This is a genomic window from Pyxidicoccus caerfyrddinensis, from assembly GCF_010894405.1.
Taxonomy (GTDB): Bacteria; Myxococcota; Myxococcia; order Myxococcales; family Myxococcaceae; genus Myxococcus; species Myxococcus caerfyrddinensis.
The window spans coordinates 210,430-236,143 of sequence record NZ_JAAIYA010000017.1 but is presented as its reverse complement, the minus strand read 5'-3'; the positions used below and the strand labels follow the sequence as shown (position 1 = coordinate 236,143).

Sequence of the window (25,714 nt, the reverse complement as noted above, 5' to 3'; positions counted from 1 at the left end):
CTCACCTCACGGTCCAGTTGGCTTCCACGAGCGTGTCGTCTTCCAGCACCGCGGTGGACCGCAGCCGCAGCCGGTTCGTCCGCCAGCAGTAGTACAGGTGCACTTCGTCGTACGCCTCCAGCGGGATGCGCGGGAGGTCGCCCAGCGGCACCAGCCGCTCACGGGCGGCCTCGGCCACACGCACCATGGGCACCATGGGCGGCAGCCAGGGGCGGCGTTCGGGCGGGTGGCTCTCGGCGTCCGCCTGCATCGCATGGTCCAGGGAGATGTCCTGGCCGGCGAGGCTGGCGAACACGGTGAGCTCCGGCGGGAACAGGTGCGCGTTGAACGTCAGGCCGCAGAACTCGAGCCGCGCGCGAATCTGGAACTGGCCCTCGTCGGACTGGTGGCGCCACTCCCACTCCAGCTGGACGTCCCGGAAGACCAGGGCCCCGCCAAGGAAGTTGAAGTCGGGCACCGCGAAGATGGCGTGGGCATCCGTGCGCGCCCCGTTGAGGAGGTCCACGCCCAGCCCCGCCTCGACGAGCCAGGTCCGCCCGCCGACCGCGTCGAGCAGCGTCTTCAGGTGCCGCACGCGGGTGCGCCAGGCGCCGCCCCCCATGAGCGGGTCCAGCGCCGCCAGCGGCAGCTCCATGGGCTCGCGGAGCAGGCTCTTCCAGCAGAGCACCCCTTCGTCCTCGGGCAGGTCCGTCCACACCGGCAGCAGCAGGTCGCCCACCTGCAGCAGGCCGCGCAGCTCCGCGAAGTAGTCCCTGCCGGCCGACGCGGCCCGGGGCCGGCTGTAGATGCGCAGCGAAGCGTTCACCACGCGCGAGTCCGCCATCGCGAGGGTGAAGGGGTAGGACGCCAGCTGGACGTCCGGGTGCCCGTCATCGCGCGGGACGAACTGCCCCACCAGCACCTGGGTGAACGGAGGAGACACGCCGGCCCACAGGTGGGGTCCGAAGCGCACGTCGACGGCGAAGTTGGTGCCGGCGCGGAAGCCCACGTCCCCCTGCGTGGTGTGCTCGTCGTGCGAGCAGAGCACGTAGCGGGGGGAGGAGAACGTGAGGTCCATGTTCTCCTCCCAGGCCATCGACTGGAGCTGCGGGAGCAGGATGTCCGGGGGCACGTAGATGGTGACGCGGTACTGCACCTCCTCGCCCCTCAACATGAAGCGCGACTTCACCCTCCAGCCGCGCGTGCGCTCCTTGCCGTCGACGGTGATGGACTTCAGCGGGTCATGCAGCGACGTGCGGAACTGACTGAGGCCCTTGCGGCTCTTGGAGACGAGCTTGACCTGGACCTCGACGGGCGGAAGGGCGTGCGCGCCGTCATCCGGCTCGCGGTACATCCGCCGCAGGCGCAACGGCGTGCGCCCCTTCGTCTTCAGCTGCACCAGGTGGTGCTTCCCGCTGGGCGGAGCGCCGAACTTCTTGGAGATGTCGCGCCTGCGCAGCAGGGTGGCCACTTCCGGCGCCTGGAGCGATGGGTCGACGAGCTCGAGGGTACCCAGGTTCAGCAGCCGCAGCACGTCATCATGGGCGTGGCCCACGTGGCTGCCGAGGGGGACCCGCTTCTGCTGGACCTCGCTCTTCAACAACTCCAGCAGCGCGCGAAGCACGCGCCGGCTGTACTTGGGCATGGGGCGGCCTCCTTGCGGTGGCGGTGGGGTTCAGCTCACGGACAGGGGCCGCTCGTCCAGGCCCTCCGGCCCCAGGGCGTACTCCACCAGGGCGCTGCCGTCGGGGCTCTCGGCGAGGTAGCGCTCCACGGGGCCGAAGAGCGTGTGCAGCTCGCGGCGGTTGCACGTGGGCAGGTACGCGCGGAGCACGCGCGGGTCGTAGTAGCGGAAGTAGAGGCGGCGGCCCTGCTCGTCCTCCACCTGGAGGAACTTGCGGAAGTGGCGGCGCAAGTCACCCAGGCTCGCGGGCGTGGCGACGAAGATGCCCCAGGACTGGCCCCACGCCTTCGTGAGCAGCTCGCGGGTGGACTCCGCGTCGCGGCGCAGTTGGACCAGGTACGGCGCCACCGCCAGCAATTCGCGCGGCACCGGCCCCTCGTAGAGGCACACGCAGCCGCGCGCCCACTGCATCAGCGTGCGGGTGACGGCGGGGGAGCGGGCGCCGTCGAGGACGGCGTAGACCTCGCAGGGCGGCTCGCCGAAGGCGGGGGGACGCCACAGCAGGTCGAGGACGCGGTCCACGTCCAGCGCGGTGGCGGTGGCCGCCGTCATGCCGCCTTCTTCTTCTGGGCCGCCGCGGCCTTGGCGCACTCCTCACAGAAGGGCATGCCGTCCTTCGAGGCCTGCACGAGCGCGTGGACCTGCGCCGCCGTGTCGATGGGGGCGGGCGCGGGCGCGGGAGGCGGCGCTTCCGCCATGGGCGGCTCCGGCTCCACCTCCGCGACGGGCTCCGGGAAGGACAGGGGCGCATGGCGCGGGCGCTCGTAGGCGAGCACCACCAACTCTCTCAGCACGAGGGCGCGCTCCAGCCGCCGGCGCAGCCGCTGCGCCTCCGCCGAGCGTCCCAGCCGCGAGAGTCCCAGCGGCTCCGGGCCACCGAGGGCCTCGAACAGCGTCCACGCGCTGCCGGGGGCATTGGCCAGCCACCACTCGAGGTGCCAGAGGGCCACCGTCTCCGGCACCCGCGCGGCGTCGTCCTGGGGGGTGACGTCATCGCCCCGGACGAGGAGGTACTCCGCGCTCAACCCGCGCAGGAGCCAGGACTTCCGAGGTGCAGAACCAGTAGAGGCGGGCGCGGGGGGCATGCGTCATGAGGTAATAGCAACCCCTGAGCCAGGAGCCCATACCCTGGTAAGTCCAGAGAATCACGCCCGTGCGGCCACCTCCCGCGTGAGCTGGGGACGCCGGGCGCGTTCCGGGGGGACGCAAGGCCCGTTCCGGGAGGACGCGGGTGCGTTCCGCCCGGACTTCGGCGGCCCTCAGGACAGCCAGAAGTAGGCGGAGGCGATGAGGGAGCGCTTCTCCGTCACCTTCGCCTTCTGCGCCAGGTCCGCGAGCTGCCGGTCCTTGGCGGCGTAGCGCTTCTCCTCCTCGTTGCGGAGGGAGGACAGCTTGCGCCGGTACTCGCGCTCCATCCGGTCCGAGTGGGCCCGCGCCTTCGCCTTGTCCGCCACGTCCTCGGCGGTCGACACGGCCTTGCGCGCGTCGATCCAGGTCTGCCGCGCGGCCTCCACGGCCTCGCGCGACTCCATGAGGCAGTCCTCGACGTACCGGTCCGCGCGCTCCTTGGCCTTGTCCAGCTCCAGGGCGTTGCGGCGCTCGGCGGCCCGGACGATTTCCTCCTTGGCCGCCACCAGCGACTGCTCCTGCATGAGCTGCACGGACACCGGGGCGGGCTGGCGCCGCTTCTCCTCCTTCGCCGCCAGCTTCACGAAGTGCGCGCCGTCCTGCAGCGGCAGCGCCCGGAAGGCACCGTCCCGCTCGCGCACGAGCACCAGGTGGACCAGCTTCTCCTCCGGCTTGATGCCCGTCGTCTCGAACTTGTAGGCGAACCACCAGCCCTCGCAGCCGGCCAGTCGCGCCAGCCGCGACGGCAGTCCGGACGCGTCCAACTGCAGGTAGGCCACCGCGTCCTGCGTGCGCCCCTTCACCGCGTACGCGGCCTTGGCAATCTCCAGCCGCCCCGAGGTGCGGCTGCCCAGCACGGAGCTGGTGAGCGCGCGCGCCTCCTGCTGCCGCTTGGCGAGGGCTTCCTTCGTCTGGTCCTGCTGCCCGCGCAGCCGCCGCCGCACGTCGCCGTCGAAGCGCTCCAGCACCACCGAGCGCATCTCCGTCATGCGCTTGCTGATGCGGCCCTCCATCTCCTCGCGCAGCTTGTCGAAGGCGACGTTGATCTCCTCCGGCTTCCGGCAGGACTGGTAGATGTCGAGGATGCGCCGCTCGAAGTCGACGCCGCTCTCCAGCGCGCCGAGGATTTCGTCCGACGCGCCGAAGACACCGTCGAAGAGGTTGAGCTTCTTCTCCAGGAGCTCGAACAGGCGCGCGTCCGCCGCGTTCATCCGGTTGAGGAAGTTGATGACCAGCACGTCCCGCTGCTGGCCGTACCGGTGGCACCGGCCGATGCGCTGCTCCACGCGCTGCGGGTTCCACGGCAGATCGTAATTGACGACCAGGTTGCAGAACTGGAGGTTGAGTCCCTCGGCGCCGGCCTCGGTGCAGATGAGGATCTGCGACTTGTTGCGGAAGTCGTCCACCAGCGCGCGGCGCTCTTCCGGCGTGCTGGCCAGGTCACCCGCCAGAAGGGAGATCTTGCCCTTGTAGCCGCTCTCCGAGAGGAGGTTGAAGAGGTACTGCTGCGTGCGCTTGGACTCGGTGAAGATGAGCGCCTTCTCCGGCCAGCTGTGCGCGCGCATCACCCCGAAGGTGCGGTCCAGGCCGCGTACGAGCGCCGCGCCCTTGGCGTTGACCTTGATGGAGTCCGCCAGGTCCGCGTATTGCCGCAGCTCCCAGACCTCCTGCTCCAGGACGCGCACGTTGGGCGCCTTGGCCGGGTCGTCGGACCACTCCTCGCCCTCCTCGACGAACTGCTTGGCCTCCTCGGGTTCGAACATCGCCAGCGCCTGCTGGCCCAGCTTCGCCGCCTGGAGGCGCTTCTCGAGGTTCTCCGACAGCCGGCGCAGGGTGGGTGCAATCGCGTACGTCGAGGACGCCAGCAGCTTGCGGTAGCAGAGCGTCAGCAGCGTCTTCTTGCCGGGTTCAATCGCCGCGGCCTCCGAGCGCTGGAGGTACTCGCTGACCTTCTCGTAGAGGTCGTGCTCCTCGGGGGAGGGGGTGAAGTCCTCCACGATGGAGCGGCGGTTGGTGTAGCGGACGTACTCGCGCACCTGCCGGCGCAGGGTGCGCTGCACCACGGGGGCCAGCCGTTCCTTCAATTCGGCGACGGCGGACTCGGACATGCCGCCGCCCTCGTCCACGCGGTAGCGGCTGCGGAAGGCGTGCTCGGGGCCGAGGATCTGCTCGTCCAGCAGGGACATCAGCCCGAACAGCTCCATGATGTCGTTCTGGAGCGGGGTGGCGGTGAGCAGCAGCTTGGGGCGCCCGGCCAGCGCGGCCTTGAGCGCCTGGCCCATCTTGTTGTTGGCGCGGTGCGCGTTGCGCAGGCGGTGGGCCTCGTCGATGACGACCACGTCCCACGGAATCTCCGCCACCAGGGCGCCCTTGTTGGCCGCGAAGGGGTGGGAGCAGATGACGGGGAAGGGCTGGTCGAAGCAGTTGCCGGTGGCCCGCACGGTGCGGCCGTCCACCAGCACGCTGTCCAGGTCGAACTTCTCCCGCAGCTCGCTGTTCCACTGCGCGCGCAGCGTGGCCGGGGAGAGGATGAGGATGCGGTTCTTCCCCTCCGCCATCAGCTGGGCGATGACGAGGCCCGCCTCAATCGTCTTCCCCAGTCCCACCTCGTCGCCCAGCATGCAGCCGCCGCGCGACAGCGAGTCGAGCGCGAACATGGCGCCCTCGACCTGGTGCGGGTTGAGGTCCACCTTCGCTTCCGCGAGCGCGCCGGCCAACCGCTGCTGCGTGTCTCCACTCTTCGCCAGCAGCTCTTCCGCCAGCAGCCGTTCGTGGAACGGGGTCAACGTTCGTGTGGGCTCGGAATCCACCCGTGACGCCATCGCCGCCGCCGCCGCCGCCGCGTCGACCTCCACCTCCACCCTCAAGCCCCTCGCGCCCTCCGCCAAGACCGTCTCCATCCGTGATGTTCGAGGTCGCCCGCCACAGAGGCGGGCGAGAGAGACGCGCCATTTTGTTGACGGAGACGTGTCTGTAAAGGGGGTCGTCTCCGGAGCCTAGAATTCGGCCTCGGCGCGATTGGCATGCTTCCGCGCGAGCGACGCGTGCACGCGGCTCATGCGCGCTTCATGCAATCTTTCCGCTGGACTTGACGGAAGGACTCAGAGCAGCCCACGCGATTTCACGTCCAGGTACACGTTGAGCGCCGCCGCGCCGAAGCCGCGCGCGGGGGCCCGCACCACGAGGGCACCGGCGTCGCGCAGGGTGGTGGCGGTGCGGCGGTACTCGGCCTCCAGCCGCGCCGCGGCCTGCCGCGCGTAGGCGTCCCGCGCATCCCGGGGCACACCTGTCGCCGCGGCCTCCACATCCTCGTCCAGCAGCGAGGCGACGACGGGCAGGTGGCGGGGGCGCAGCGCGAGGGTGCGGGTGAGGAGGCTGGCGGAGGCGTCCGGGTCCACCAGGTCCGTGAAGAGCACCACCAGCGCGCGGCGCGTCTGCCGGGCGAAGGCGAAGTCGAAGGCGCGGCCGTAGTCGCTCTCCTCCAGCGCTGCCTCGGTGCGGTAGAGCGACTCGGTGATGAGGCGCAGGTGCTCGCGGCCTTTTCTCGGCGGGAGGAAGGCGCGCACGTCGCTGGCGAAGGCGAGCACCCCCACCACGTCCCCCGCGTCCAGGCCCACGCGCGCCAGGCGCAGCGCCGCGTCCACCGCGTGGTCCAGCTTGCGGCGCCCCTGCACCTGTCCGGCCATGTGGCGCCCGCAGTCCAGCAGCAGCAGCACCGGTTGGTGCTTCTCCGGCTGCCACGTGCGCACCAGCGTGTCCCCGTGCCGCGCGGACGCCTTCCAGTCGATGTGGCGGTAGTCGTCTCCGGGGCGGTACTCGCGCAGCGACTCGAACTCGCGCCCCTCCGCCGCGCGGCGTCGCTGGGTGCGCGCGGAAGGGGACTCCGACGCACGGGCCAGCGCCAGGGCCTCGCGCGAGAGCGCCGTCAGGTCCGGGTACACCTTCACGCTCTGCGCGGCCGGCACGCGGACCTGGCGCGCGCACAGCCCCAGCGGCCCCAGCAGGCGCAGGTGCACGTCCCCGAAGCGCGCGTCGCCTCGCGCCGGTGGGGTGATGAAGTACGTGAGCCGGGGCGGCGGCGTGCCCGGAGGTGGCGCGCCACCGGGGAGGGTGAGGGCCTGGCGGTGGCCGGTGCTGGCCACGTCCTCCGGGGGCTCGTCGCGGGCCTCCAGGCGCAGGGGGCTGGTGCCTCCGTCGGTGCGCTCGAATTCGAGATGCACGGGGTTGCGCGTGCCGGAGGAGAGGATGGGCTCCACCTGGCGCCGCACCGTCAGCGCGTCCGCGCGGGGGGCACGCAGGAAGTCCACGGCGCACAGCACGAGCACCGCCACGTTGACCGCCAGCGCCAGCCAGCCGAAGGCCGGGCCCGCCACCGCGAGCGCGGCCGGGACGAGCCCCGCCGCCAGCAGCGCCACGGCGAGGCCCGTGGGGACGGGACGGCCGGCGCTCACCGGGGCACTCGCACCCGCTCGAGCGTCTGCCGGAGGACGTCGTCCACGGTGACGCCTTCCACCTCGGCCTCGGCCTTGAGCAGGAGGCGGTGGTTGAGGACGCTGAAGGCCACGGCCTTCACGTCGTCCGGGGTGACGAAGCCCGTGCCCAGCAGCGCCGCGCGCGCCTTGGCCGCCGCCAGCAGCGCCTGCGCCGAGCGGGGGCTGGCCCCCAGGCGCACCCTCGGGTGGGCGCGCGTGTCGCGCACGACAGTCACGACGTACTGGATGATGGAGTCGTCACACGACACGCGGGCGGCGCGCGCCTGCAATTCCAGCAGGGTGGGCGCATCCAGCACGCGCTCCGTGGTGGTCGGCCGGCCCTCGCGCTGGTGGAAGGAGCGCAGCATGGTGACTTCCGAGTCCCCGTCCGGATAGCCCACGCGCACGCGCATGAGGAAGCGGTCCAATTGCGCCTCGGGCAGCGGGTAGGTGCCCTCCAGCTCCAGCGGGTTCTGCGTGGCCACCACGAAGAAGTGCGGCGGCAGCGGGTGCGAGACGCCGTCGATGGTGACCTGCCGCTCCTCCATGGCCTCCAGCAGCGCGGCCTGCGTCTTGGGCGGGGTGCGGTTGATTTCGTCCGCGACGACGACTTCCGTGAAGATGGGGCCCTTCACCAGGCGGAAGGCGTTGTCCTGCGGCTGGAAGATGTTGGTGCCGAGGATGTCCGCCGGCATCAGGTCCGGGGTGAACTGGACGCGGGTGAACATCAGCCCCAGCGCGCCGGCCATGCTGCGCGCGGTGAGCGTCTTGGCCACGCCGGGCACGCCCTCCAGCAGCACGTGTCCGCGCGCGAGGAAGGCCGTCACCAGGTCGGCCAGTACGCGCTGCTGCCCGAAGACGGCCGCGCCGAGCGCGGAGGTGAGGCGGGTGAGGGGAGAGGCGTCGGACATGGAGGAAGACGCTAGCCCGCTGCCGCGTGGCGCGGCAGCGGTTTCGTCAAGGGCCGTGCGCGCCTCAGGCGGGCTTGCTCTTCAGGCCCATCAGCGTCCCGCCCAGCGCCGCGAGCGAGCCCAGCACCGCGAGGAAGACGCCGAAGCTGGGCGACGAGTTCATCATCTCCGCGTTGCCGATGGGCGTGGGCACGCGCGTGGTGTCGGCCGACACCTTGATGAAGATGATGCACCAGACGAGGCACAGGAAGCAGAACAGCAGCTGGGCCATCCACGGCACCACCGGGCCCAGCTTCGCGAACGAGCCCTTCACGCGCATGCCGACGACGGTCATCGTGAGGATGGACAGCACGAAGGCGCCGACGCCCGTGCTCATCAGCCCCAGCACGTCGCCGTCCGCCGCCGTCTCCTTCCACGGCAGGAAGCACGAGAACAGCACCGCCGCCGCGCTCCAGAAGGCAATCTTGTCCCCGCCCGCGAGCAGGCCGAACAGCTCCTTCGCGTCGCGGATGACCTCCTCCGGGTCCACGACGGGGTTGTCGCCGGAGCCGCCCCGGGGCGAGCGGTCCCACGGGTCCGGCCCCGCCTCGACGGGGTCTGCCACGGGCGGAGGCGGCGCGCGGCGAGGCGCGGCGCGTGCGGGCCGGGCGGCGCGAGCGGGCGCGGCCCGGGCGATTTCATCCATGCTGCGGATGTTGGTGGACTCCGAGTCCGGCGGCGGCGCCGCGGTGCGGCTCCCCGACTTGCCCTTGGGACGCGCGGACGCGGCGGGCTTCGCCGGCCGAGGGTCCTCCTCGGCGCCGGTGGCCTCGTTGTCGTCGTCTGCGGGGGGCTCGGCGGAGAGGAAGGATCCGTCGATGATGTAGTCGCAGACGGAACAGATGGACGTGTTGGCGGCTACCTTCGAGCCGCAGCCAGGACAGTTCAGGACCAGCGCTCCCGAGGAGAGAAACGAGGATGCATCTTCGGAGCCCCGGCCCGCGCGTGTCAAACCCGCTGCGTCCTAACCCCTGGATTTTCGCGGGGAATTGACCTAGGCCCCAGCGCATGAGCCGCCTGCGCACCGCCCGTGCATTGACTGCCTGCCTCGCTGTCCTCGCGCTGTCCTCCGGCTGTGTCCGCGCCGTGCCCTCGCCGGACACGGAGCCGGTGGACGCGGCGACCCTGGCCCGCATCCAGGACTGGGAGGACCGCCGCTCGCTGGGAGACGGGGCGCTCCTGGCGCTGGCCACGGGCGCGCAGGACGCGCGGGTGCGCGCGAGGGCCCAGCGGGCGCTGGCCCGCATCCAGGACCCGGCCACGCTGGACACGGTGGTGGCGGGGCTGAAGGACGCGGAGCCCGGCGTGCGCGACGAGGCCGCCTTCGCCGCCGGGGAACTGGCCCTGTCGTGGGAGCCGCTGACGGAGGCGGAGCGCACGCGGCTGGCGGACGCGCTGCTGGAGGCCGAGGGCGCGGAGCGCGAGGCGCGGGTGCGCACGACGTTGCTGGACGCGCTGGGCCGCGCGGGCACTCCGGCGGCGGTGGCGCGGCTGGTGGAGCGGCTCCAGGGCGAGGACGTGGAGGTGGCGGGCCGGGCCGCGCTGTCGCTGGGCGTGGCCGCGCGGCGGGGTGGGGCGGCGGTGGTGTCGGGCGTGTCGCTGTTGCCCGTGGTCGCGCTGCTGGCGGCGGAGCGGCCGGTGGAGGCGCGCTACGGAGGCGCGTATCTGCTGATGACGGCGAAGCGCGCGGAGGCGCTGCCCGTGCTGCGCGGCTGCCTGGGGGATGCGGACGCGGACGTGCGCGGCCTGTGCGCGAAGGCCTTCGGCGACCTGGGCGGGCCGGAGGATGCGCTGGTGCTGGGGCGGTTGTTGGAGGACCCGGTGCCGCGCGTGGCGGCGGAGGCGGCGCGCTCGCTGGCGAAGCTGGCCGCGAAGTGCAGCGGCCCGTGCACGGCGGTGGATGCGCTGGAGGCGCTGGCGCCCCGGGCGAAGCGCGTGGCGCGGGGGCTGGAGGCACCGGAGGTAACGAGCACCGAGGCCGGAGGCGCGGGTGCTGAAGGCTCGACGGCGAGTGGTGCCGGCCGCACGTCCCAGGGCGCCGCTGGAGCGGCTGCGGAGTCGCGCGGCAGCGACGGCGCGGACGCGAAGGTGGAGACGCTGGCCCGCTCCTCGGAGGGGCACGCGATTCTGGCGCTCGCGCAGCAGGGGCTGCCCGAGTTCGCCGCGCCCCTGCTCGTGTCACTGCGGTTGGCGCTGGCGGACGCGGAGCGGGGCGCGGCCTCGGACCTGGCGCGCACGGACCTCGGGTGGCTGGACTGCCGGCTGGCGGCGGCGCTGGACCGGCAGCGCGGCGTGCCCGGGGACTCGCGCTCCTGTGGCTTCGGCCGCGTGCAGGACGAGCGGCGGCTGGCCCTGGGCATTCGCGAGACGGCGCTGTCGCAGGGGAAGGGCGCCGCGGACTTCGCGGTGGGCTACCTGCGCCACCGGGACGCGCGCGTGCGCCTCGCGGCGCTGGAGGCCCTGGGCGCCCGGCCGGTGCTCCGGACGGCCACGGCGGTGCAGCCGCTCGTCGAGGGCGATGACCTGGTGGTGGCCGGCGCGGCCGCGGCCACGCTCGGGAAGATCGACGCCAAGGTCCTCCTGCCCGTGGTGGAGAGACTCGCCGACCGCGTGCCGAAGGAGCCGGGAGACCTGGCCGAGCCGGTGGCCGGCGCGCTCGTCGCCCTCCAGGGCAGCGCCGCGGAGCCGCGCTTCCGCGAGTGGCTGAAGCACCCCAACGCCAACGTGCGCCGCGTGGCCGCCGAGGCCCTCACGCAGCTCACCGGCCAGCCCGTGCGCTCGGAGCGCGTGGAGCTTCCGGCGGACACCTTCCGTCCCGAGCCCGCGCCCGCCCGGGCCGGCCTCGTCTTCCGCACCGCCAAGGGCGACATCACCGTGCGCCTGGACGCGGAGGAGGCGCCGCTGACTTCGGGCAACCTGTACGCGCTGGCGCTCAAGGGCTACTTCAACGGCACCACGTTCCACCGCGTCGTCCCGGACTTCGTCGCGCAGGGCGGAGACCCGCGCGGGGACGGGGAGGGTGGCCCCGGCTACTCCATCCGCTGCGAGATGACGCGCCGGCCGTACCTCCGGGGCACCGTGGGCATGGCGCTCGCGGGCAAGGACACCGGCGGCAGCCAGTTCTTCTTCACCCACGCGCCGCAGCCCCACCTGGACGGCCGCTACACGGCCTTCGGCGAGGTGGTGTCCGGAATGGACGTGGTGGATGCGCTCCTCGAGGGGGACATCATCCGCGAGGTGCGCGCGGTGCAGCTGTCGCCGTAGGCCTCGACGCTCAGGCGCCGCTGGCCTTGGCCATCGACGGAGGGCCGAGCGGGTGGCCATGCCACCGCCGGTTCTCCTCCTCCTCCATCGCCTCCACCTCCTGGCGGATGCGCTGCCACTCCGTCTCCGGGATGCGCAGGAAGGCCTCCGCCAGCGCCGGGTCGAACTGGGTGCCCGCGCAGCGGCGGATTTCGTCCCGCGCCACGCTCATGGGCCGCCCCTTGCGGTAGGGCCGGTCCGACGTAATCGCGTCCACCGTGTCCGCGATGCAGAAGATGCGCGCCCCGAGGACGATGTCCTCGCCCCCCAGGTTCTGCGGGTAGCCCTTGCCGTCCCAGCGCTCCTGGTGCTGCAGCACGATGAGCGCCGCCTCGTGCAGGTAGGGCATCTTCGCCAGCATCCGGTAGCCGAACTCCGGGTGCTTGCGCATCTCCACCCATTCATCCGGCGTCAGCGGGCCGGGCTTGAGCAGGATGGAGTCGCGCACGCCAATCTTGCCGATGTCATGCAGCAGCGCGCCCTGTTCCACCACGTCCAGCGCGGCCCCCGTCATCCCCACTTCCTGGGCCAGCCGCCGCGAGTAGAGCGACACCCGGCGCGAGTGCCACTGCGTCTCCGTGTCGCGGTAGTCCAGCGCGCTGATGAGCCCGTCCAGCAGGCCCGCGGTGCGCTCCACCACCCGGCGCTCCAGGTCGCGGTTGATGGCCACCAATTCCGCGTTCTTCTCCGCCACCTCGCGCGTCAGCCGCTCGTTGGCGTCCACCAGGCGGTAGTGCTCGAAGGCCTGCCGCACGCTGCTCGTCAGCTCGCTCAGGGACCAGGGCTTGCCCAGCAGGCGGAAGACCTCGCCGCGGTTGACGGCCTCGGACGCGGTGCGGAAGTCCGCCGCCGCCGTCAGCATCAGCCGCACGGCCTTCGGGTTCCGCTCGCGCAGTGCGCCCAGCAACTCGACGCCGTTGAGGTACGGCATCATGAAGTCCGTCAGCACGACGTGGAAGCCCACCTCGCGCGCCGCCAGCGCCGGGTCGCTGTGCGTAATGACCTCGTAACCTTCCGTCTGCAGAATCCGGGAGAGCGCGGCGAGGATGAGCACGTCGTCATCCACCACGAGGATTCGGTCCATGTCTGCGGATTCTCCGGGGAGGCGAGCTTGCTCTCCCTTATACACGCGTCCCTCGCCGTCAAAACAGGGGCCCCATGGCGCTTGTGTGCTCGCAAGTCCCGGAAATCCTTGGAGGTTCTCTCAGTCCGGAAGAGTCGCACATCCAAGTGACGCTTGCCTGCTCGCCAAGGTGTGTTTTATGGTGCCAACGCAGTCCGCGTGGTGTCGCTAACCCCTTGGAATCCTGGAGCAATCTCCGATGGCTAGAGCCCCCGAAGGGCCAGTGCCGGTGGTGGTGATGGGGCTGGGGTTCATCGGTCAGGAGATTGCCAGGGCCGCGATGTCGTCTCCCGAGGTGGAGCTCATCGGCGCCGTGGACACGCAGCCTTCGCTGGTGGGGAGTGCCCTGGGAGACGTGCTGGGCGGTCCCGCGCCTCGCGTGAAGGTGGTGGACTCGCTGGAGAAGGCGGTGGCGAAGCGCAAGGGCGTGGTGCTGCTGCACGCCACCGGCTCCAGGCTGCCGCAGGTGATGGAGCAGATTCTGGCGGCGCTGAAGCTGGGCCTGCCGGTGGCCAGCACCTGCGAGGAGCTGGCCTTCCCGTACCTCAAGTACCCGGAGCTGGCGGACAAGCTGGAGCAGGCCGCGCAGAAGGCGGGCGTGGCGGTGGTGGGCACCGGCGTCAATCCCGGCTTCGTGCTGGACAGGCTGGTGGCCATCGCCGGCCAGGTGTGCGGGCCGGTGCGCCGCGCCACCGCGACGCGCGTGGTGGACGCACGCCTGCGGCGCGAGGCCCTGCAGCGCAAGGTGGGCGCGGGCCTGACGGAGGACGAGTTCTTCGAGCTGGTGGACAGCGAGCAGCTCGGCCATGTCGGCCTGGTGGAGTCCGCGGCGCTGGCGGCCCTGGGACTCGGGCTGGATTGCGACGACTACGAAGAAGAAGTAGCCCCCGTGTTCGCCGAGGAGGACATCACCGGCGGCGCATTCCCTGTGAAGAAGGGGCGGGTGGCGGGCATGTTCCAGTCCGTGGTGGGTTTGGAGGAGGGGCAGGAGCGGGTACGGCTGGAGCTGACCATCGCCGTGGGGGCGGACGACCCGAAGGACCGCATCGAAATCGACGCGGACCCGAAGCTGGTGCTGGAAATCCCGGGGGGAGTGGCGGGCGACCGGGCCACCGCGAATGCGCTGGTGAATGCCGCGCCACGCTTGACGGCTGCCGAAGCAGGGCTCCTCACGGTGCTCGAGCTTCCGGCCGGACGTTAGAGTCAGGAGAGGGAAATGCTGGACAAGAACGCGATCGGTCGCGCCTCGCCGCCGACGCTCAATGAGGTCGAGAAGGGTGCCATCCGCCGCTTCGCGGAGGCAATCGGCGACTACAACCCCATCTACTACGACGAGGAGTACGCGCGGGCGTCCGGCTATCCCACCATCATCGCTCCTCCCACGTTCCCCGCGTCCTTCCACTCCGCGGCGGACCTGCGGGAGCTTCTGGGGGTGGGCATCAAGAGCCTGCTGCACGCCGAGCAGGGCTTCGACTACGAGCGGCCCATCTTCGCGGGTGACCGCATCTACGTCTCCACCCGCGTGTCGGATGTGTTCGAGCGCCCCGGCATCTCCGGGCGCATGGACATCGCCGTCATCGAGGACGAGGGCCGTGACGAGGAGGGCAATCTCGTGTTCCGCGCCCGCCGGACGCTGGTGGTCCGCGCCACCAAGGAGACCCCGTGATGCCCGCGCGCAAGTTGTACTTCGAGTCCATCCGCGTAGGTGACGAGCTGCCGGCCCTGGCCAAGGCGCCCGTCGACCGCGTGCAGCTGTCCCGCTACGCCGGTGCCTCCGGTGACTACAACCCCGTCCACGTGGACGAGATCTACGCCAAGAGCGTGGGCATGCCGAGCGTCTACGCGCCCGGCATGCTGGTCATGGGCATGCTCGGCCAGCTCATCAGCGACTGGGCCCGCGGCGGCCAGATGCGGCGCTACAACGTGCGCTTCATCAAGATGGTGTGGCCGGGCGACACCGTCGTCTGCAAGGGCCGCGTCAGTGACAGGCACGGCACCGGCGGCCGCTACTTCGTCGAAATCGACCTCTGGGCGGAGAACCAGCGCGGCGAGCTGGTGATGAAGGGCACCTCGCAAATCCAGCTCTTCTTCTCCCTCGAGGACGAGAACCGGCAGCGCTCCGGCCAGGCGCCCATCGTCGTGGAAGTCCCCCGAGAGAGCCTGAGCACCGCCGCCCCGGCTGCCGCCGCCGCCAGCGGCGAGGCCGCTCTCGAGGAGGGCGAGGAGGGGGACGAGCGCCGCACTGGCGCTTCTTCCAAGAAGACCGCTCCCCGAGAGAAGCCCGCCGCCAAGACGGCGTCCCTGCCTACCGCCAAGAAGGCGAAGAAGTAGGCTCTTTCCCGCGCGCTTGACGGGCGGTTCTGACCGCCCCTCAACGCGCGGTGTCATTCAGGGTTGACTCAAAAATCAGTCGCCGCCACACTTCCTGCGTCTTACCTGGGCCACTGACCCTTTTGCCCTCCTGGAGGGCAGGCAGTGAGCCGTCACGCAGGAGTGGCCATGTCCGCCGGCATCAACACCTACAAGACCGACCTCAGAGAAATCTTCTTCACGCTGTTCGAGCAGTTCGGCTTCGGCCAGGTGTCCGGCCAGGCCCCGTACGAGGCCTGGGGCCCGGACGAGGCCAAGGCGGTGCTCACGGAGACGTACCGCTTCGCGCGCGAGGTGCTCGGGCCCCTCAACTCGGTGGGCGACCGCGAGGGCTGCCGGGTGGAGAACGGCTCCGTCTTTACCCCCACCGGCTTCAAGGACGCGTGGAAGAAGCTCTATGAGCAGGGCTTCAAAACGGTAGCCGTGGACCCCGAGCACGGTGGCCAGGGCGCGCCGATGATGCTCCAGGTGACGGTGGAGGAGCTGCTGTCGGGGGCCAACACCGCGTTCAACATGTACCCCGGCCTGGCCTTCGGCGCGGCGGAAGTCATCGCCGAGTGCGGGACGCCCGCCCAGCAGAAGATGTTCGTGGAGCGGATGCTCAACGGCACGTGGGGCGGCACCATGTGCCTCACCGAGCCGCACGCCGGCTCCGACGTGGGCGCGGCCAAGTCCACCGCCCGCCGCAACGGCGACGGCACCTACAACATCCGCGGGACGAAGATCTTCATCTCCGGCGGCGACCACGACATGGCGGACAACATCATCCACCTCGTGCTCGCGCGCATCGACGGTGCCTCGCCGGGCACCAAGGGCCTGTCGCTGTTCATCGTCCCCAAGCTGCGCATCAACGCGGACGGCAGCGCCGGCAAGGCGAACGACGTGGGCGTGGGCTCCATCGAGCACAAGATGGGCATCAACGGCTCCGCCACCTGTGTCATCAACTTCGGTGAGAGCGACGCGTGTATTGGCGAGCTCGTCGGCACCGTCGAGCACGTCGGCATGAGCCAGATGTTCAAGATGATGAACGGCGCGCGCATCGCCGTGGGCATCCAGGGCCTCGGGCTCGCGTCGGCCGCGTACTACAACGCGCTCGACTACGCGAAGGACCGCAAGCAGGGCTCGCACTTCACCAAGTGGAAGGACCCCACCGCGCCCCGCGCCGCCATCATCGAGCACCCGGACGTGCGCCGCATGCTGCTGGACATCAAGGCGCACGTGGAGGGCATCCGCTCGCTCATCATCAAGCTGGCCATGCACCTGGACAAGGCGCGCCAGCTGGCCGGCAAGGACGACGACGCGGCCACCTACCACAAGGGACAGGTGGAGCTGCTCACCCCGCTGGTGAAGGCCTACGGCTCCGACCAGGCCTTCCGCCTGTGCGCCCAGGCCATCCAGGTCTACGGCGGCGCCGGCTACATCCAGGACTACCCGGTGGAGCAGTACACGCGCGACTCGAAGATCTTCTCCATCTACGAGGGCACCAACCACATCCAGGCCATGGACCTGGTGGGCCGCAAGCTGGGGCAGGCCGGCGGCACGCACTTCCAGCAGTTCATGGGTGACGTGGGCGCCTTCATCGAGGCCAACCGCGAGCACGCCGTGTACGGCGAGGCCGTGAAGACGCTGGCGTCCGCGCAGGAGGCCGTCATGGCCAGCGCGATGACGGTGTTCAGCTGGTCCCAGGACGGCGCGAAGTTCCCGCTGATTCCGCTGTCCGCCAACCGCTTCCTGCAGATGATGTCCGAGCTGGCGGTGGGCTGGCTGCTGCTGGACGCCGCCCTCATCGCCGACAAGGCCCAGGGCACCGTGTCCGCGGACCACCCGGACCGCGCCTTCTACGAGGGCAAGAAGTTCAGCGCCCTCTACTACGCGCGCAACGTGCTGCCCGGCGTGGAGCAGGCCGCGCGGATGATTGCCACCGAGGACACCTCGCCGATGGACATCTCGGACGCCGCCTTCGGCTCCGTCTGAGTCACCGACCCTTCACCGGGGGCACCTGAAACACCTGAGGCCACCCGGGCTCCTTCGCCTGGGTGGCCTCTGTGTTTTTCCACGCGAGCCCGAAGGCTTCCGGGCGCTAGTCGCTCTCTCGCACGCCGATGGCGAGCTGACCGAGGCCGGCCTTCTTCGCCAGCTCCATCACCTGCACCACGGTGCCGTGGGGGACGCCTTCGTCTGCCTGGACGATGACCACGGTGTCCGGGTCCTTGAGCTTCGCGTTGTCGAAAGTCTTGCGCAGCTCGTCCTCGGAGACGACGTTGCCGGCGAGCACGAAGCGCCCGTCGGCGAGCACCGCCACGGACAAGTCCGTGCTGCGCGCGGTGACGTCCGCCGCGCCGCCCTTGGGCAGATTGACCTTCAAGCCGGCCTTGGCGCCGCCGCCGGGCCCCTGCTGGACGATGACGGAGCTGGTCACCATGAAGATGATGAGCAGCACCAGGAAGATGTCGGTGAGGGGGGTGATGTTGATTTCCGCGAAGACGCCCTCGTCGCCTTCGTTGTCACCCGGAGTTCTGCCCATGGCCATGGTGGAGGTCCTCCGGGCTCAAGCCAGCTTCGGGTCGGGGCGAGGCACGGCGGGGGGCTGGGACTCGCGGGTGGGGGCCGGCTCGGGGGGCAGGGGGACGCCCGAGGCGCGCTCCTTGAGCAACTCCACGAACTCGTCACCCAGCAGGCGCAGCTCCACCAGCACGCGCGACAGGCGGGCCTGGAAGTAGTTGTAGAAGAGCATGGCCTGCACCGCGACGAGGATGCCCACGGCGGTGGCGACGAGCGCCTCGGAGATGCCCGTCATCACGGCCGCGCTGCCGCCGGTGCCGCCGGCCTCCACGTCCAGGCCCAGGTCCTTGAAGGAGCGCATGATGCCCGCCACGGTGCCGAACAGGCCGACGAAGGGGGTAATCGAGCCGATGGTGGCGAGCACCCACAGGTGGCGGCGCAGCTTCAGGCCCACCTGGGCGCGCTCGCGCTCCACGGCGGCCTCCACGCCGGCGCCCCCGCTGGTGCGAGAGCGCTCCAGGCGGTCGAAGCCGGCGAGGAAGATGTCGGCCGTCACCGAGTCCGAGCGCTCGGCGGCGGTGCGGGCGGCGGCCATGTCGCCACGCAAGAGGTGCTTGTTGACGGTCTCGCCCAGGGTGCGGGAGCGCTCGCTCACCCCCCACAGCGCGATGAGCCGCTCGACGGCGACGACCAGCGCGACGACGGAGGCCAGCAGCAGCAGGGCGAGGGTGACGCCGCCCAGGCGAAGGTAGTGGAGGATGTCGTTCAGGCTCATTGGTGGGTGACCAGGCAGGGCGGCATGGCCCAGACTAGGAGATATGAACCGCGCAGCCGCCGCAATCTTCCTGGCAGTCCTCTGTTCGGCCTGCCCCAAGCGAATTGAGTTCGGTCCTGAAGGCGAAATCACCGACGCGAAGGTCGTCTACCAGCGCGTCCGCGAGAATCAGGACAACATCGTGTCCCTGGAGGGCGACTCCAAGCTGCGCGTCGAGTCCCCGCAGGGCAGTGGCACGTTGAGCATGTTCGTCTCCGTCACCCGGCCGGCCCTGCTGCACCTGGAGACGTTCGACTTCTTCAACCGCCCGCTCGCCTCCCTGGTGTCGGACGGGAAGGGCTTCGGCCTGTACCAGACGGAAACGAACACGTACTACCAGGGGCCCGCGAGCCCGGAGAACGTGTCGCGCTTCCTGCCGGTGGTGCTGCCCAACCAGGAGCTGGTGGCCATCATGCTCGGCCAGGTGCCCCTCGTCCCCCCGGAGCGGATGACGCTGGAGCTGGACCGCAAGAAGGGTGTCTACGTGTTGACGCTCTACAGCGGGCCGGCCACCCAGGTACTCCACGTGCACACCAAATACCTGCGCGTGATGAAGAGCCAGGTGCGGGGCGTGCCCGGGTACGACCTGGGCTTCGACGACTTCCAGGAGAAGGGCTCGCTCATCTTCCCCGGCAAGGTGGAGCTGGTGGCCGAGCAGGCGAAGACGCAGCTTCAGCTGCGCTACCAGCAGATCTCCCTCAACGGGCGGCCGGACCTCACGCTCTACGAGCTGCTCCCCCCGGAGGGGGCCAAGGTGGTGGAGGTGGACGAGCGCGGCCGGGAGCTGCCGGCCGGGGCGCCCTCTCAGCCCCCCGTCTCGTCCGAGCCCGCACCGGCAGTGCCGGGTTCCTGACCGGGCAGGCGCGGAAGAAGGGGCGCTGACCGCCGAGTCGATCTAGAGTGCCCCCCACGACATGGCACAGATCAAGCTCGGAGAACTGCTGATCAAGGCGAATGTGCTCCAGGAGAGCCAGCTCAAGGCCGCGCTCGCCGAACAGGCGAAGTGGGGCGGAAAGCTGGGCGAAATCCTGGTCAGGATGAGCCTCGTCTCCGAGGACATCCTGGTGCGCGCGCTGTCCAAGCAGCTCGGCATGCCGGCGGTGAACCTGGACGCGGTGCAGATGGTGCCGCCGCACGTCAAGGCGAAGATTTCCTCGCAGACGGCGCGCGACTTCTCCGTGCTGCCGCTGCAGCTGCGCGACGACGGCAAGACGCTGGTGGTGGCGATGTCCGACCCGCTCAACGTGCGGATGCTGGACGAGCTGCGCGCCGTCACCAAGTGCCGCATCGTCCCCAACGTGGCGGGCCGCAGCTCCATTGCCCGGGCCTTCCAGCGCATCTACGAGGAGAACGCGGAGCTGGAGGACGCGGACACCAACTTCAAGGTGGTGGACGCGCAGGGCCGCACGGTGGTGAAGAACCTCAAGGACCTGGACCCGGCAGCGGCCGCCGTGGCCGCCGCTCCCGCGGCCCGTCCGCCTCCGCCTCCTCCGGCCCCCGCCGCCACGCGCCCGAGCACGGAGACGCCCGCGGTGCGCCCGGCCGCCAGCGGCAGCCCCGCGGAGCTGCTGCGCAGCGTGGAGGACGTGCAGCGCAAGGAGGTCGCCGCCCTCAAGGCGATGGTGGAGTTGCTCATCGAGAAGGGTGTCTTCTCGCGCGAGGAGTACCTCGCCAAGGTCAAGCGGTAGCCCCGGCCCATGCGCAAGAAGATTGGCGAGCTGCTCATCGAGGCGGGTGTGGTGACGGAGGAGCAGGTGCGGGTGGCGCTCGGCCGCCGCGGCGCTCCGGGAAATCAGCGGCTGGGCGAGGTGCTCGTGGCCCAGGGCCTGTGCACGTCCGCGGACATCGGCCGCGCCCTGGCCGCCCAGACGGGCCTGCCCTTCGTGGAGCTGCCGGAGGACATCCCCCCGGCCGTCACCGGGCTGGTGTCCGTGGACTTCCAGTCCGAGCACCGCGTGATGCCCTTCCGCGTGGAGATGGAGGGGCGCAGCGAGCGCATCCACATCGCCGTGGAGGACCCGGGTGACCTGACGCTGGTGGACGAGCTGCGCTTCCAGCTGCGCAAGCAGGTGCGCGTCTTCGTCGTCGCCGCGGACGACCTGGACACCGCGCTGGCTCGCGCTCGCGGCGAGCCGCTGGACATCGTGGAGGCCGAGGCGCTGGACGAGGAGCCGGGTACGCCGCCGCCTCCGCCGGTGGGCTCGGGCGCGTCCCTGGAGTGGGACTTCCCGGAGCCCCCGAAGCCCGCAGCCCCTCCGCCCGCGCCGAAGCCGGCCGCTGCCGCGAGGCCCACGCTGCGAAGCTCGCCTCCGCCTCCGCCCGTGGCGACTCCGCCGCCCCCTCCGGGCGCGGACATGCTGGATGACCTGCTGGGCGTGGAGCCCGCCGCCACGGCGAAGCCTCCGCCGCCGCCTCCTCCTGACGGAGCTGGGGGCAAGCCCCGCGTGCCTGTGGTGCTGTTCGGTGGAGCAGCGCAGGGCGCCAAGCCCTCCATGCCCCTCACGCCGACGCCGCAGTTCTCCGACGAGGACCTGGCCGTCCTCGACGACATCGAGCGCATCTCCCGGGGTGAAGAGGCCTCGCTGGACACGGAGAAGGTGAAGCCCGCCCGCATGGTGGCGAGCCTCATCCGCCTGCTCATCCGCAAGGGCCTCATCCAGGAAGGGGAGTTCCTGGAGGAGCTGGCGAGGAAGTGACGGCCGCCGTCCAGCGCCCCGACGCGGAGCGGCCCCTCCTGGACGTCCGCGGCCTCACCGCCGAGCTGTCCCTGGAGGAAGGCCCGGTGCGCGCGGTGGACGGCGTGTCCTTCTCCGTGCCCCCGGGCGGAACGCTCGGGGTGGTGGGGGAGAGTGGCTGCGGCAAGAGCCTCACCGCCCTGTCCGTGCTGGGGCTGGCGCCCAACCCGCCGGTGCGCGTGGTGGGAGGCGAGGTCCTCTTCCAGGGCCGGGATCTACTCAAGCTGCCCGAGGCCGAGCTGCGCCGCCTGCGCGGCCACCACGCGGCGATGGTCTTCCAGGAGCCGATGACGTCGCTCAACCCCGTCTTCACCGTGGGGGAGCAGATCGCCGAGGGCGTCCGGCTGCACCTGGGCGCCTCGCGCGCGAAGGCGCGTGAGCGGGCGGTGGAGATGCTGCGGCAGGTGGGCATTCCCGCGCCGGAGGAGCGCGTGGACGCGTACCCGCACCAGCTCTCCGGCGGCATGCGGCAGCGGGTGATGATTGCGATGGCGCTCGCGTGTGACCCGGCGCTGCTCATCGCCGACGAGCCCACCACCGCGCTGGACGTCACCATCCAGGCCCAGATTCTGGACCTGCTCAAGCGACTCCAGGCCGAGCGTGGCATGGCGGTGATGCTGATCACCCACGACCTGGGCGTGGTGGCGGAGAGCTGCGACACCGTCGTGGTGATGTACGCGGGCCGCGTGGTGGAGCGCGCCCCGGTGCGCGAGCTGTTCTCCCGGCCGGCGCACCCGTACACCGCGGGCCTCTTGCGCTCCATTCCCTCGCTCCAGGTGGCGACGGGGGAGGGTGGCGCCGCCTCGCAGCGGAGGCTGCGGGCCATTCCCGGCATGGTGCCCTCGCTGCGCAGGCTGCCCTCCGGCTGCGCCTTCCGCGACAGGTGCGACCGTGCGCTCGAAATCTGCGCGCGCGTGGTGCCGCCGCTGGAGCCCAAGCGGGACGGACAGCTTGCCGCCTGCCACAACCCGGTGCCCGTGCCATGAGCTCCGGGCCGCTGCTGCAGGTACGTGACTTGAAGGTCCACTTCCCCGTGCGCGGGGGACTCTTGGGGCGCGTGCGCGGCGCGGTGAAGGCCGTGGACGGGGTGGGCTTCGACGTGGTGCGCGGAGAGACGCTCGGACTGGTGGGCGAGAGCGGCTGCGGCAAGAGCACGCTGGGGCGCGCACTGTTGCGGCTGGTGGAGCCCACCGCCGGCTCCATCCGCTTCGACGGGCAGGAGCTGACGGGCCAGTCCCAGCGGCGGCTGCGCCCGCTGCGCCGCCGCATGCAGCTCGTCTTCCAGGACCCGTACGCCTCGCTCAACCCGCGGATGACGGTGCGGGAGATTCTCGGCGAGCCCTTCGCCATCCACGGCCTCGCGCGCGAGCGCGGCGAGCGGGAGCGCGAGGTGTCCGCCCTCGTGGACGCCATGGGCCTGCCGCGCGAGGCGTTGGAGCGCTACCCCCACGAGTTCTCCGGTGGACAGCGCCAGCGCATCGGCATTGCACGAGCCATCGCATTGCGCCCGGACCTGGTGGTGGCCGACGAGCCCATCAGCGCGCTGGACGTGTCCATCCAGGCGCAGATCGTCAATCTCCTGGTGGACCTGCAGCGCGAGCGCGGCCTCACCTACGTCTTCATCGCGCACGACCTCAAAATCGTCGAGTACGTCTCCACCCGCGTGGCCGTCATGTACCTGGGCCGCATCGTGGAGCTGGCGCCCGCCGCGGAGCTGTACCGCCGCCCGCGCCATCCGTACACGCAGGCGCTCCTGTCCTCCGTGCCGGTGCCGGACCCGGGCCGCGCGCGCACCCGCCTTCTCGTACCGGGCGAGCCGCCGTCGCCGCTCAACCCGCCGTCCGGCTGCGCCTTCCACCCGCGCTGCCCCCACGTCATGGAGCGCTGCCGGCGCGAGTCGCCGCCGCTGTACCCGCTCGGCGGAGGGCACACGGCCGCTTGTTTTCTCGTGGAGGGCGACTCCCGCGAAGTCACTGCCGCCCCCGCCTCCGGAGGTGATGCCGGTGTTCTGGCTCAGCCACCATCACCCGGATGAGTACAACCGGACCTACGTGCTGGGCGGAGTGCGCGTCTGCGCGCGCTGCCTGGGCACGTATCCGGTGCTGCTGGTGACGCTCGTGGGCCTCTTCGCCCTGCGCGCCCCGCGCGAGTGGCGCTGGGACATCCCGGTGGTGCTGGCCCTCACGCTGCCCGCGCTGGTGGACTGGGCGGTGGGGCGCTTCCGCCCGGCGGCCGGCTCCAACGCGGTGCGCACGCTCACCGGGGTGCTGCTGGGGCTGGCGCTCGGCCGCTCGCTCCAGGTGCATGTCCAGCGGCCCCTGCCGGCGGTGCTTCTGGCCCAGGCCGCCCTCGTGACAGCGGTGGCGCTCCCTGTCATTCTCGCCACTTACCGGAGACCACGCCCGGAGTAGACCTTCGTGGCCCGTCGCCCGTTATGAGGGCACGGGTTGAGGAGGGGTCGGGGTGTCGGGTGCTCCAGGAGAGATGGGGGAGTGTTGGGACCGGAGACCTCAGACGAGCGGCTGATGCTCGCCTTTCAGGCGGGGGACGCGCGCGCGTTCGAGGCGCTGGTGCGCAAGCACCGGACGCCGGTGTTCAACTTCGTCCTTCGATTCGTCGGGCATCGGGCACGAGCGGAGGACGTGCTGCAGGAGACGTGGCTGAAGGTGGTACGGAGCGCCGGCGAGTACACGCCCAAGGCGAAGTTCACGACCTGGCTCTATACGATTGCGAGGAACCTCTGCGTGGACAGCGCGCGCAAAGAGAGCTACCGCCAGGCGTCGTCCCTGGAAGCCCCCGCCGCGGGTGCGGATGGGGAAGAGGGACGTCCGCTGGGCGAGGGGCTGCCGGACACGGGGGCCAGCCCCGAGCGCGGTGCGTACAACGCCCGCCTCCGGCCCCTGCTGGAGCGCGCCCTGGCGGCCCTCCCGGAGGAGCAGCGAGAGGTGTTCATCCTGCGTGAGTACAGCGGCATTCCCTTCAAGGACATCGCCGAGGTGACGGGTGTGTCCGAGAACACCGTGAAGAGCCGGATGCGCTACGCGCTCGACGGGTTGCGACGACGCCTGTCGGACATGGGCGTGGACGGCGACCTCGCCGAGGACGGAAGGACGGTGACGGGATGAATCCGCAGAATGCCCACGCGCACGAGGACCGGCTCCTCGACTTCGCCTACGGCGAGCTGCCCACCCCCGAGGCCCGGGCCATGGAGGCGCACCTGTCGGGCTGCGCTCGCTGCACCCAGGCCCTGGACGACATCCGCGGCGTGCGCGCCACCATGTCCCAGCTCTCCTCGGAGCCCGCGCCGGACGCCGGGCTCGAGTCGCTCATGGCCTACGCGCAGCAGGCCGCGCGCCGCGCCGCCGCGGGCCCCGCGCCCAAGCCCTCGCGCTGGCGCCGCTGGCTGCTGCCGGTGCTGGGCCTGGCCTCGGTGAGCACCTTCGGCATCCTCGTCCTCGAGGCGAACGAGCACGCTCCCGCGAGCCCCTCCCCGGCCCAGGTGGCGGCGAAGGCCGAGATGGCGAAGGCGAAGGACGCCGCACCTGCGCCCGGCATCGCCGCGCCCGAGCCCGTGGTCGCGAGCGCGGAGGCCCCCGCGCCAGCGCCCCCGCCTCCCGCGGAGGCGCTCCTGGACGAGGGCACCGCGAAGGAAGTGGCGCGCGCCGACGACTGGCGCAACGCGGGCAGCGGCGGCGGGCTCGACGCCCGCATCGTTCGCGAGGAGGAGATGAAGGCGAAGGCCGGGTACGGCAAGGGCGCCTCGGAGCGCGCGCGGGCCAAGACGTCCCGGCAGCCGCTTTCGAAGCCCGCCCCCTCGAAGGCCTCGAAGTTCGCCTTCGGCGAGAAGGACGCCCCCGACGAGGAATCGCTGCCCGAGTCCGCGCCGCGCGATGCGTACGCCGCGCCGAAGCAGGACTCGCTGAAGCTGGGTGGTTCGTTGTCCGGGGCCCAGGCGCAGGCCCAGGCCGCCGACGAAGACGACGGCGCGTACGACAAGGTCTTCGCGGGCGGCGACGCCCCCCAGGCCGTGGGCTCCGCGTCCGTTTCAGCCGGGCCTCCCGCGACCACGACGGCGGCCCCGACGGCGGCCCCCGCGTCCCCGTCTCCGTCCGGAGGCCGAGCGGATGTGGCCACCGGCGCGCTCGCGCAGACGGAGTCCCTGGCCGAGCGCCGTGCGCCCGCCCCGTCCGAAGCGCCCGCGAAGAAGGCGAAGCGAAGCGAAGCCGCGACCCCCGCCGCCGCGATGCCGGCGCCTCGCGCCCAGGCGGAGCCAGGGCCGTCCGTGGCGGAGCTGTCGAGCAAGGCCCGTCAGGCGTACCTTGCCGGGGACCGTGACCTGGAGGCGGGGCTGCTGCGCTCGGCGCTGGCCGCCGGGCCCTCCCGCTCGGAGCGGCTCGGGCTCCTCAACCGCCTCTGCGACGCGGAGCTCTCCCTGGGCCGTCAGGCCCAAGGCACCGCCGCCTGCAAGCAGGTCATCGCCGATGATCCGGGCTCCAGCGCCGCCCAGGCCGCTCGCCGCATGCTGTCCCGCGAGCCCGCAACCCGCGAGGCCGCCCCGAAATCCGCTGAACCCCAGAAATGAGGGTCTGCGGTTTCTGAGCAAATAGAAAATGGACGGAAACGTGGGTGTAGGTCTGTCCATTTGACCGATGCG

The 25,714-nt window shown here is 71.3% G+C and carries 23 protein-coding genes; 13 read left to right on the top strand and 10 right to left on the bottom strand.

Annotated features, from left to right (window positions below; all coding sequences use genetic code 11):
* Position 1 precedes the first annotated feature (1 nt).
* The 7 genes from G4D86_RS34430 to G4D86_RS34400 form a co-directional block, all read right to left on the bottom strand.
* Positions 2-1,624 carry a hypothetical protein gene (locus G4D86_RS34430; protein ID WP_163998353.1) on the bottom strand — a complete coding sequence of 541 codons (1,623 nt, stop codon included), beginning with the start codon at positions 1,622-1,624 and terminating at the stop codon, positions 2-4.
* A gap of 30 nt (positions 1,625-1,654) precedes the next feature.
* Positions 1,655-2,215, bottom strand: a complete 561-nt coding sequence (locus G4D86_RS34425; RefSeq protein WP_163998352.1) for a DUF4123 domain-containing protein — start codon at positions 2,213-2,215, stop codon at positions 1,655-1,657.
* Positions 2,212-2,688 carry a hypothetical protein gene (locus tag G4D86_RS34420; RefSeq protein ID WP_163998351.1) on the bottom strand — a complete coding sequence of 159 codons (477 nt, stop codon included), beginning with the start codon at positions 2,686-2,688 and terminating at the stop codon, positions 2,212-2,214. The genes G4D86_RS34425 and G4D86_RS34420 overlap by 4 nt, the downstream gene beginning before the upstream one ends.
* A 234-nt stretch (positions 2,689-2,922) precedes the next feature.
* On the bottom strand, positions 2,923-5,691 hold the full coding sequence (locus G4D86_RS34415; protein ID WP_163998350.1) for an SNF2-related protein: 2,769 nt from the start codon (positions 5,689-5,691) through the stop codon (positions 2,923-2,925).
* 201 nt (positions 5,692-5,892) lie between these two features.
* The gene (locus G4D86_RS34410) at positions 5,893-7,242 is read right to left on the bottom strand and encodes a DUF58 domain-containing protein (protein ID WP_163998349.1); all 1,350 of its coding nucleotides are present in this window, start codon (positions 7,240-7,242) and stop codon (positions 5,893-5,895) included.
* Entirely contained in the window at positions 7,239-8,174 is a 936-nt protein-coding gene (locus G4D86_RS34405; RefSeq protein ID WP_163998348.1) for an AAA family ATPase, read from the bottom strand. Before G4D86_RS34405 ends, G4D86_RS34410 begins: the two co-directional genes overlap by 4 nt.
* Positions 8,175-8,238: 64 nt before the next feature.
* On the bottom strand, positions 8,239-9,165 hold the full coding sequence (locus G4D86_RS34400; RefSeq protein WP_163998347.1) for a hypothetical protein: 927 nt from the start codon (positions 9,163-9,165) through the stop codon (positions 8,239-8,241).
* 56 nt (positions 9,166-9,221) lie between these two features.
* Here G4D86_RS34400 and G4D86_RS34395 point away from each other — a divergent pair, with 56 nt between their 5' ends.
* Positions 9,222-11,477 carry a peptidylprolyl isomerase gene (locus G4D86_RS34395; RefSeq protein WP_163998346.1) on the top strand — a complete coding sequence of 752 codons (2,256 nt, stop codon included), beginning with the start codon at positions 9,222-9,224 and terminating at the stop codon, positions 11,475-11,477.
* 10 nt (positions 11,478-11,487) lie between these two features.
* On the opposite strand, the gene G4D86_RS34390 is transcribed toward G4D86_RS34395, so the two are convergent.
* Positions 11,488-12,600, bottom strand: a complete 1,113-nt coding sequence (locus tag G4D86_RS34390; RefSeq protein WP_163998345.1) for an HD domain-containing phosphohydrolase — start codon at positions 12,598-12,600, stop codon at positions 11,488-11,490.
* A gap of 238 nt (positions 12,601-12,838) precedes the next feature.
* On the opposite strand from G4D86_RS34390, the gene G4D86_RS34385 reads away from it, so the two are divergent.
* The 4 genes from G4D86_RS34385 to G4D86_RS34370 all read left to right on the top strand — a co-directional run bounded on the left by G4D86_RS34385 (position 12,839) and on the right by G4D86_RS34370 (position 16,983).
* Entirely contained in the window at positions 12,839-13,840 is a 1,002-nt protein-coding gene (locus tag G4D86_RS34385; protein WP_163998344.1) for an NAD(P)H-dependent amine dehydrogenase family protein, read from the top strand.
* 15 nt (positions 13,841-13,855) lie between these two features.
* Positions 13,856-14,305, top strand: coding sequence for a MaoC family dehydratase N-terminal domain-containing protein (locus G4D86_RS34380; RefSeq protein ID WP_163998343.1), 450 nt, complete (start codon positions 13,856-13,858; stop codon positions 14,303-14,305).
* Positions 14,305-14,970, top strand: coding sequence for a MaoC family dehydratase (locus G4D86_RS34375; RefSeq protein WP_163998342.1), 666 nt, complete (start codon positions 14,305-14,307; stop codon positions 14,968-14,970). The genes G4D86_RS34380 and G4D86_RS34375 overlap by 1 nt, the downstream gene beginning before the upstream one ends.
* Before the next feature lie 168 nt (positions 14,971-15,138).
* Entirely contained in the window at positions 15,139-16,983 is a 1,845-nt protein-coding gene (locus G4D86_RS34370; RefSeq protein WP_163998341.1) for an acyl-CoA dehydrogenase, read from the top strand.
* A gap of 106 nt (positions 16,984-17,089) precedes the next feature.
* Here the strand turns inward: G4D86_RS34370 and G4D86_RS34365 are convergent, their stop codons facing one another.
* On the bottom strand, positions 17,090-17,539 hold the full coding sequence (locus G4D86_RS34365; RefSeq protein WP_163998340.1) for an ExbD/TolR family protein: 450 nt from the start codon (positions 17,537-17,539) through the stop codon (positions 17,090-17,092).
* 18 nt (positions 17,540-17,557) lie between these two features.
* The gene (locus G4D86_RS34360) at positions 17,558-18,286 is read right to left on the bottom strand and encodes a MotA/TolQ/ExbB proton channel family protein (RefSeq protein ID WP_163998339.1); all 729 of its coding nucleotides are present in this window, start codon (positions 18,284-18,286) and stop codon (positions 17,558-17,560) included.
* Positions 18,287-18,329: 43 nt separating this feature from the next.
* Between G4D86_RS34360 and G4D86_RS34355 the strand changes: the two genes are divergently transcribed.
* The 8 genes from G4D86_RS34355 (at position 18,330) to G4D86_RS34320 (ending at position 25,642) form a co-directional block, all read left to right on the top strand.
* A complete protein-coding gene (locus G4D86_RS34355) occupies positions 18,330-19,178 on the top strand; it encodes a DUF4292 domain-containing protein (RefSeq protein ID WP_163998338.1) in 849 nt (282 codons plus the stop codon).
* 61 nt (positions 19,179-19,239) lie between these two features.
* Positions 19,240-20,013, top strand: a complete 774-nt coding sequence (locus G4D86_RS34350; protein ID WP_163998337.1) for a cyclic di-GMP-binding domain-containing protein, MshE-related — start codon at positions 19,240-19,242, stop codon at positions 20,011-20,013.
* Positions 20,014-20,022: 9 nt separating this feature from the next.
* Complete coding sequence (locus G4D86_RS34345; RefSeq protein WP_163998336.1) at positions 20,023-21,021, top strand: GspE/PulE/PilB domain-containing protein; 999 nt, start codon at positions 20,023-20,025, stop codon at positions 21,019-21,021.
* Positions 21,018-22,046, top strand: coding sequence for an ABC transporter ATP-binding protein (locus G4D86_RS34340; protein WP_163998335.1), 1,029 nt, complete (start codon positions 21,018-21,020; stop codon positions 22,044-22,046). The genes G4D86_RS34345 and G4D86_RS34340 overlap by 4 nt, the downstream gene beginning before the upstream one ends.
* On the top strand, positions 22,043-23,095 hold the full coding sequence (locus G4D86_RS34335; RefSeq protein ID WP_163998334.1) for an ABC transporter ATP-binding protein: 1,053 nt from the start codon (positions 22,043-22,045) through the stop codon (positions 23,093-23,095). Before G4D86_RS34340 ends, G4D86_RS34335 begins: the two co-directional genes overlap by 4 nt.
* Positions 23,064-23,471 (top strand): DUF2085 domain-containing protein, encoded by a 408-nt coding sequence (locus G4D86_RS34330; protein ID WP_163998333.1) that lies wholly within the window; start codon positions 23,064-23,066, stop codon positions 23,469-23,471. Before G4D86_RS34335 ends, G4D86_RS34330 begins: the two co-directional genes overlap by 32 nt.
* A gap of 81 nt (positions 23,472-23,552) precedes the next feature.
* Positions 23,553-24,185 (top strand): RNA polymerase sigma factor, encoded by a 633-nt coding sequence (locus G4D86_RS34325; RefSeq protein ID WP_163998332.1) that lies wholly within the window; start codon positions 23,553-23,555, stop codon positions 24,183-24,185.
* Positions 24,182-25,642, top strand: coding sequence for an anti-sigma factor family protein (locus G4D86_RS34320; protein WP_163998331.1), 1,461 nt, complete (start codon positions 24,182-24,184; stop codon positions 25,640-25,642). Before G4D86_RS34325 ends, G4D86_RS34320 begins: the two co-directional genes overlap by 4 nt.
* Positions 25,643-25,714: the final 72 nt, after the last annotated feature.